The sequence below is a fragment of the uncultured Eudoraea sp. genome (genome assembly GCF_947260015.1).
Lineage (GTDB): Bacteria > Bacteroidota > Bacteroidia > Flavobacteriales > Flavobacteriaceae > Eudoraea.
This window is the reverse complement of record NZ_CAMYOM010000036.1, coordinates 1-8109: the sequence shown is the minus strand read 5'-3', so window position 1 is coordinate 8109 and position 8109 is coordinate 1. Positions and strand designations below refer to the sequence as shown.

The following is an 8109-nucleotide window of genomic DNA, read 5'->3' as shown; positions in this document are numbered from 1 at the left end:
GGCCAATGTATTTCATGCGGGAATTGTTCTACGTATTGTGAAATGGGCATTGATGTACGTGCTTATGCTCAGAAAGGTGAAAACATTGTGCGCTCAAGTTGTGTTGGTTGCGGCATATGTTCTGCAGTCTGCCCGAGAGGTGTGTTAAAACTTGAGAATGGCCCCTTAAAAGGACGAATTGATGGCAATGAGGTCTTATTAGGCAATGATGTAGATTTAATGACCCTGGTAAACCAAAAATAGATATTACTTAATACCAGTTTACTTCATTACCGTTTTTATATCTTATTTTACCCGTGTTTCATATTGTCCGCGCTTATTGCGTTCTCCTTAATAAAATCGACTTAAAAAGAATTATTTCAGGTATTGATAGTGCCCTAAATAGTGATATTTTTGCAAGGCATTGACAAATGCCAGGAGAGAATTAATGAAGAATCTTATAAAAAGTTTTACACGTGGAGAATAACGAATCATTTTAGAGGGTATGGCAGATATCATGGTTATAATTCCGGCGTATAATGAAGCAAATTCTATTGCAAAGGTCATTCAGGAAATTCCAGCCATAGTTTCTGAAATAATTGTTGTAAACAATAACTCATCAGATGATACTGCAATAAATGCAACAAGAGCAGGAGCTACAGTGTTAAATGAAACTAGAAAAGGCTATGGATATGCTTGTCTCTGCGGTATGGATTACATAGCTAAAAAGTCCAGAAAGCCTAATATTATCGTATTTATCGATGGAGACTATTCAGATTACCCGGAAGAGCTAAGTAAAATAGTAAAACCTATTCTGGATGAGAATGTAGATTTGGTGATCGGAGCGAGATCAAAAGCATTGCGTGAGGATGGCTCTATGACTCCGCAGCAAATTTTTGGCAATAAGTTAGCCACATTTTTAATGAAAATATTTTTTGCTTCAACTTTTACAGATTTAGGACCTTTCAGGGCAATTAAATACGAGAAGCTTTTGGAGATGGAAATGGAGGACAAAACCTACGGGTGGACCATTGAAATGCAACTAAAAGCACTTAAGAACAAAATGTCATATATCGAAATACCAGTGCGTTACAAGAAAAGAATTGGTGTATCTAAAGTGTCTGGTACAGTAAAAGGTAGTATCTTTGCAGGCGTTAAAATATTGGCTTGGATTTTTAAATACAGTTTAAAATAATATGGGACTAACTATTGCTTACATTATTATCGGGATTTACAGCACAGCCTTATTACTGATCTTTTTTTACAGCCTGGCACAATTAAACTTATTAGTTAATTATTTGGGGAATAAGAAAATAAATGAGGTTGCCCCTAAATATAATTTACTGGACGCAAAGGAGATTCCCTTTGTAACTATTCAGTTGCCTATTTACAATGAAGAATACGTTGTAGAGCGTTTACTCGAAAATATTTCCAAAATAGAATATCCTACTAACAAACTGGAAATTCAGGTTTTAGACGACTCCACAGATAAGTTATCGGTTGAAGAAACAGCAGGAAGAATTAAAGCTCTGCAGGAAACCGGATTAGATATACAGCACATTCGAAGAGCAAACAGGTCGGGTTATAAGGCCGGGGCCCTAAAAGAAGGTCTGAAAATAGCAAAAGGTGATTTCATAGCTATATTTGATGCCGATTTTCTTCCGGATTACGATTGGTTGAAGAAAACAGTTATTTATTTTAAAGATGAGGAAATAGGTGTTGTTCAAACCAGATGGGGGCATATTAATAGGGATTATTCTACACTTACAAAAATTCAGGCTTTTGCACTTGATGCACATTTTACGCTTGAACAAGTTGGAAGAAATTCAAAGGGTCACTTTATTAATTTTAACGGTACTGCGGGTATCTGGAGAAAAGAGTGTATTCTGGACGCCGGAAACTGGGAAGGTGATACTTTAACTGAGGACCTGGACCTAAGTTACAGAGCTCAGTTAAAAAACTGGAAATTCAAATACCTTGAAGATGTTGAAACTCCTGCAGAACTTCCTGTAGTTATTAGCGCTGCGAGGTCTCAACAATTCAGATGGAATAAAGGTGGGGCAGAAAACTTTAAAAAGACCGTTTGGAATGTTATCGCCGCTAAGAATATTTCATTAAAAACTAAATTTCATGGGGTATTGCACCTGTTAAACAGTTCCATGTTCCTGTTTGTTTTTATTGTAGCTGTATTGAGTATTCCAATGCTTTATATAAAGAACATGTATGGTCATTTAGGTTGGATATTTGAAGTAACCAGCTTTTTCATATTAAGTACGGTCATACTATTCATATGTTATTGGTTCACCTATAAAAGTATACAGGGGAGTAGTTTTGATAATTTTGTTGATTATATAAAACTTTTTTTTACATTTTTCTCGGTAGCTCTGGGCTTCTCTTTACACAATTCAGTGGCTGTTCTTGAAGGCCATATGGGAAAAAGAAGTGAATTTGTACGGACACCAAAATTCAATATAAATAATCTTACAGACAGTTGGAAAGGCAATAAATACCTGGTTAAAAAGATATCTCCCAATATGATTCTTGAGTTCGGCCTGATGATCTATTTCCTTTTTGGAATGTACAGCGCTATTCCGCTAAATGATTTTGGTTTGTTCCCATTTCATTTTATGCTATTCCTGGGATTCGGTTTTGTAGCTCTTAAATCGCTATCGGCCAAGGCGTAATTCCATAATTATTAGCTTTACTTACAGCCCGAATTGAGATTCTCTGGATTTTTGTAGTTGAAGGTTTATACCACTTTAAAGTGCTTGAAAATTATCAATTATTGTGTACTTTGTAGAGACCAAACTATAAAGACCAATGGCTTCAAGGATTTCTTCCTATTGGAATCTCCACAAATTATCAATTCTCATGGTATTGGCAAGTCTCTTGTTCTATACCAGCTTCGCTTATGACCTTAAACGAACAGATTTAATAAAGCTTATCAGCCTTTTCTTTGCCCTTTTTTTTCTCTGTTATAAGTTGATTCAATTTGAAAAGTGGAATTTTAATTTTCTTCTTATTTCAGGTATTCTTTTTCGTTTGATTTTTCTTTTAGTCGAACCAAACTTATCTCAGGATTTCTATAGATTTATCTGGGATGGTGAATTAGTACTCTCCGGTATAAACCCGTATTTACAGACACCAGATGCTATTATGGAAAATGGCCAGATACTTTTGGCTAATGCTAAAGAATTGCACAATGGTATGGGTTCTTTAAGCGCAAGACATTTTAGTAATTATCCACCTTTAAATCAACTACTGTTTGCTATTTCTGCCTTTTTGGGCGGGAAGAGCATTATGGGATCCCTATTAGCCATGAGATCTATTATTATACTGGCCGATATTGGAATCTATTATTTTGGAAAGAAATTATTACGTCACTTAAACAGATCACCACATCTTATTTTTTGGTATTTTTTAAATCCCCTGGTAATCATAGAACTTACAGGTAATCTTCATTTTGAAGGAGTAATGCTATTTTTCTTTATTTGGGGTTTGTGTTTCCTTTCGTTAAATAAGTGGTTGTTTGCAGCCATTGCATTTGCATGTTCCATTTCGGTGAAACTCTTACCCTTAATGTTCCTCCCTTTGTTTATTACCTATTTTGGATTAAGGAAAAGTATAAAATTTTACCTAATGCTGGGATTAATTATTTTAATAGGTGTTTTACCATTTTACTCATCAGAATTCATAAACAATTACACCGATACTGTTGGCTTGTGGTTTTCTAATTTTGAATTTAATGCCAGCATCTACAATCTTATTAAACAGATAGCTATAAAATTTGATGCCAAGCCATGGGAGTTAATTAAAACCTATGGAAAATTAGTGCCATATATAATGATAGGTTTTGTGTTATTACTTACTTTTTTAAGGGATAATAAAAAGTTATCAGTCCTGATAAGTTCTATGTTCTGGGTGCTCGTACTCTATTACTTCCTGTCCCCGACGGTGCACCCGTGGTATATAATTTTCCTCGTAGGTTTGTCCGTTTTTACAGATTACCGTTTCCCTCTGGCCTGGTCATTAGTGATCATTTTAAGTTATTCTGCCTATGCGAATCCTGAATTTAAAGAGAATCTTGGATTTATATTAATTGAATATTTCACAGTATTTGGATTTATGACTTACGAAATATTTAAATTGAAAGGTCAAAAATTACTAATTCGTAAAAATTAGAACGCAATTTATGATAGTTCAATTTAATTTGTACATTTGATCCGCAATGAAAAAATGCACAAACATAACTTTACCTCTTTGGAATTCTGTTCCCGTGCGCTCCTTTGTACGTCCACGCCCGTAAGGGTGTATTCTTTCCTGGAAATAGGTGAGTCCATTTCCGCACTATCAAATCAAATATTTTTTACCATTTAAAAAAACTAGCAATGGAAATATTAATTGCTAACGAATCGCACTTTAAATACGCCAAAATAATTAGTGACACTATTGCCGAATCGGCTAATGTGAGGGGAACCGGTATTGCCCAAAGAACGCCGGAGTATATAATGAAACGGCTGGAAAATGGGAATGCAGTCATTGCTTTGGACGGGGATAAATTTGCCGGATTCTGTTATATAGAAGTGTGGGGGCATCAAAAATTTGTAGCAAACTCAGGACTTATCGTTCATCCTGATTACAGAAATCAAGGCTTGGCAAAAAAAATAAAAAAAACAATTTTTGAGCTTTCATTAAAAAAGTTCCCGGAAGCTAAAATTTTTGGTATTACAACCGGTCTTGCCGTAATGAAAATGAATTACGAATTAGGATATAAACCGGTTACCTTTTCAGAATTAACTGATGATCCGGCCTTTTGGAAAGGATGCCAAACATGCAAAAATTTTGATGTACTTACCAGGACCGATTATAAAATGTGCCTGTGTACAGGTATGTTATATGACCCCGATCTGGCCGTGGCCAAGAAAGAAAAGCTAAATGATAAGGCTTTTAAAAGGCTTAAAAGAATTAAAGAGCAATTATTTCTTAAAAGAAAGAACAAATGAAAAAATTAGTTTTGGCATATAGTGGTGGACTTGATACCTCATACTGCGCCAAATATTTATCCCAGGAAGAAGGCTTTGAGGTACATGCAGTAAGTGTCAATACCGGTGGATTTTCCCCAGAAGAAATTGCGATTATTAAAGAAAAGGCGCTTCAGTTAGGTGCTTCCAGCTATACTTCTATTGATGCACTGGAACATTTTTATGAAAAGGTAGTAAAGTACCTTATTTATGGTAATGTGTTAAGAAATAATACTTATCCTTTATCCGTAAGTGCCGAAAGAATAGTTCAGGCTATCGAAATTGTGAACCATGCTAAAAAAATTGGTGCTGAGTATATTGCTCATGGAAGCACCGGAGCAGGTAATGATCAGGTGCGGTTTGATATGATTTTTCAGATTCTTGCGCCTAATATCAAAATTATTACGCCAATAAGAGATAAAAGTTTGTCCAGAGCAGCGGAGATAGCATACCTGCAGGAAAATGGTATTGAGTATTCCTGGGCGAAAGCTAAATATTCGATAAACAAAGGATTATGGGGCACTTCGGTAGGTGGAGATGAAACGCTTACCTCTGACTTGCCCTTACCGGAATCTGCATTCCCTTCACAATTAATTACGAAAGAATCAAAAGATATTAAACTGAACTTTTTTAAGGGTGAATTGGTTTCTATCAATGGTCAAAAGGGTACTCCTGTTCAAAATATAATGGCCCTGGATGTTATAGCCTCCAAATATGCCATAGGAAGAGATACACATGTTGGTGATACTATTATAGGTATAAAAGGAAGAGTAGGATTTGAAGCTGCGGCACCACTTATTATTATTAAGGCCCATCATTTATTAGAAAAGCACACACTTAGTAAATGGCAACAATTTCAAAAAGAGCAACTTGGGAATTTTTACGGAATGCTCTTACATGAAGGTAATTATCTTGATGAAGTGATGAGGAACATAGAAGCATTTTTGATGGATACCCAAAGAAATGTATCAGGGGAGGTTTCGGTAAGCTTACACCCTTATCGATTTGAATTGAACGGCATTAAATCTGAGAATGATTTAATGAATGCTTCTTTTGGTAATTACGGAGAAACTAATAAAGCCTGGACAGCAGATGATGCAAAGGGTTTCATTAAAATTCTATCCAATCCCGGAAAAATAGCGAATCAAATAATTCAGAATCATGATTAAAGCAGGTATTGTTGGGGGGTCCGGTTATACCGGCGGAGAGCTAATCAGGCTTTTGCAAAATCATCATAAGGTAACCATAGATTTCGTATACAGTTCAACAAAAGCGGGTAAAAAAATTAGCGGGACCCATACAGATTTATTAGGCATTCTGGATTTGACTTTTACAGATTCGGTAAATTCCGAAGTTGATGTCCTTTTCCTATGCCTGGGCCATGGAAATTCCAAAAGTTTTTTAAACAACTATTCTTTTTCTCCCAATACAAGAATTATTGATTTAAGCACCGATTTCAGATTAATGCAAGATGCCTCTTTTGGCGGAAAAGAATTTTTGTATGGCCTTCCCGAATTAAACAGAACCGCAATAAGTAGTGCCAGATATATTGCCAATCCGGGTTGTTTTGCCACCTGTATTCAATTAGGTTTACTCCCGCTGGCCAATGCACAACTATTGAATTCTGATGTACATGTGAATGCAGTAACCGGAAGCACGGGTGCTGGAGTAATGCCATCGGCGACCACACATTTTAGCTGGAGAAATAGCAATGCATCCTGGTATAAAGCCTTTACTCATCAACATCTTGGAGAAATAAATGAAAGTCTCGAATCGCTGCAAAAAGCTGTTGGAGAACTCTATTTTATACCCAACCGGGGGAACTTTTCCAGAGGTATTCTCAGCACGGCATACACAAAGTTTGAAGGAAGTGAGGCGGAAGCTTATGGTTTATATCATGATTTCTATAAAAATGCCGCATTCACTATGATTTCGGAAGAGCCGGTTCACATAAAACAAGTGGTGAATACAAATAATTGTCATATTCACCTGCACAAGTACAAGGATGTTCTATTAATAACATCTGTAATTGACAATTTGCTTAAAGGGGCCTCCGGACAGGCCATTCAGAACATGAATTTAATGTTTGATTTTGATGAAAGTGAGGGATTAAATTTAAAAGCAGCTGTTTATTAAAAGAAGTGAGAATTATAAAAATAACCAGATCATAAAAGAGTAATTATGAAAATAGCGATTATAGGAGCAGGGAATTTAGGATTATCTGTTGCTAAAGGCATATTACATAGCAACGGGGCTACTACAATGTATCTGACCAAAAGACACATCGATAGTATAAAGGAATATGAAAAATATGGAAATGTAACGGTTGGCTCGGACAATAGGGAAGCGGTTAAAAAATCTGATATTTTAATATTTTCAGTTCAACCCAGAGATTTTGCAATGATCCTGGAAGAAGTTAAAGATATTCTTACGGATAAGCATGTAATAATCTCGACGATAACTGGTTTCAGCATTGAAAATATGGAAGCCATTCTTGGAAAGGACAAGCATATCATTCGTAGTATGCCCAATACGGCCATTTCCGTTGGGAAATCTATGACCTGCATCTGCTCCAATATAGCTGGTCAAAAAAGAATAGACCTGGCAAAAGCGATTTTTAACAGAATGGGTTATTCCCTGGAAATACCTGAAAATCAAATGCAGGCAGCAACTGTAATATGCGCAAGTGGTATAGCCTTTTGGATGCGACTCATAAGGGCAACAACACAAGGTGCTATTCAGTTAGGTTTCGATGCCAAAGAGGCACAGGAGCTTGCCATGTACACTTGTAATGGAGCAGCTGGCTTGCTCATAGAATCGGGGAATCATCCTGAAGAAGAAATAGATAAGGTAACCACCCCTATGGGTTGTACTATTCAGGGACTAAACGAAATGGAGCATCAGGGTTTAAGTTCTTCTCTTATCAGAGGAATAGTTACTTCTTTTGAGAAAATAAATGAATTGAAAACCAAGAACTAGGCCTTGAGATAAATTACTTATCAACCTTTATAAAAAACAATAAATGGAACTATTTGATGTATACCCACTATATGATGTAACCCCGGTTACAGCTAAGGGTATTGTTATTACTGATGATAAGGGAGATACA

8 protein-coding genes are annotated in these 8109 nt (G+C 36.1%); all 8 read left to right on the top strand.

All coding sequences use genetic code 11. The features are described 5' to 3' along the window. Positions 1-243, top strand: a 243-nt coding sequence (locus Q0X66_RS13270) for a 4Fe-4S dicluster-binding protein (protein ID WP_297707167.1), incomplete at its 5' end; no start/stop codon positions are given. Between the two features lie 241 nt (positions 244-484). After that, entirely contained in the window at positions 485-1174 is a 690-nt protein-coding gene (locus Q0X66_RS13265) for a glycosyltransferase family 2 protein (protein ID WP_297707165.1), read from the top strand. Between the two features lies 1 nt (position 1175). Then, positions 1176-2663, top strand: a complete 1488-nt coding sequence (locus Q0X66_RS13260; RefSeq protein ID WP_297707164.1) for a cellulose synthase family protein — start codon at positions 1176-1178, stop codon at positions 2661-2663. A 136-nt stretch (positions 2664-2799) separates the two neighbouring features. Further along, positions 2800-4161: a mannosyltransferase gene (locus Q0X66_RS13255; protein ID WP_297707162.1), complete on the top strand. Its 1362-nt coding sequence runs from the start codon at positions 2800-2802 to the stop codon at positions 4159-4161. A 206-nt stretch (positions 4162-4367) separates the two neighbouring features. Then, positions 4368-4982 carry a GNAT family N-acetyltransferase gene (locus tag Q0X66_RS13250; protein ID WP_297707159.1) on the top strand — a complete coding sequence of 205 codons (615 nt, stop codon included), beginning with the start codon at positions 4368-4370 and terminating at the stop codon, positions 4980-4982. Continuing rightward, positions 4979-6169: an argininosuccinate synthase domain-containing protein gene (locus Q0X66_RS13245; RefSeq protein WP_297707157.1), complete on the top strand. Its 1191-nt coding sequence runs from the start codon at positions 4979-4981 to the stop codon at positions 6167-6169. Before Q0X66_RS13250 ends, Q0X66_RS13245 begins: the two co-directional genes overlap by 4 nt. Next, positions 6162-7136, top strand: a complete 975-nt coding sequence (argC, locus tag Q0X66_RS13240) for an N-acetyl-gamma-glutamyl-phosphate reductase (RefSeq protein WP_297707155.1) — start codon at positions 6162-6164, stop codon at positions 7134-7136. The genes Q0X66_RS13245 and argC overlap by 8 nt, the downstream gene beginning before the upstream one ends. Positions 7137-7181: 45 nt before the next feature. Next, positions 7182-7979 (top strand): pyrroline-5-carboxylate reductase, encoded by a 798-nt coding sequence (proC, locus tag Q0X66_RS13235; RefSeq protein ID WP_297707153.1) that lies wholly within the window; start codon positions 7182-7184, stop codon positions 7977-7979. Positions 7980-8109: the final 130 nt, after the last annotated feature.

What these genes read in the sequence shown, in the direction of transcription:
- Q0X66_RS13265 (WP_297707165.1), top strand. Translation starts at nt 485, where the DNA reads ATGGCAGATATCATGGTTATAATTCCGGCGTATAATGAAGCAAATTCT.
- Q0X66_RS13260 (WP_297707164.1), top strand. Translation starts at nt 1,176, where the DNA reads ATGGGACTAACTATTGCTTACATTATTATCGGGATTTACAGCACAGCC.
- Q0X66_RS13255 (WP_297707162.1), top strand. Translation starts at nt 2,800, where the DNA reads ATGGCTTCAAGGATTTCTTCCTATTGGAATCTCCACAAATTATCAATT.
- Q0X66_RS13250 (WP_297707159.1), top strand. Translation starts at nt 4,368, where the DNA reads ATGGAAATATTAATTGCTAACGAATCGCACTTTAAATACGCCAAAATA.
- Q0X66_RS13245 (WP_297707157.1), top strand. Translation starts at nt 4,979, where the DNA reads ATGAAAAAATTAGTTTTGGCATATAGTGGTGGACTTGATACCTCATAC.
- argC (WP_297707155.1), top strand. Translation starts at nt 6,162, where the DNA reads ATGATTAAAGCAGGTATTGTTGGGGGGTCCGGTTATACCGGCGGAGAG.
- proC (WP_297707153.1), top strand. Translation starts at nt 7,182, where the DNA reads ATGAAAATAGCGATTATAGGAGCAGGGAATTTAGGATTATCTGTTGCT.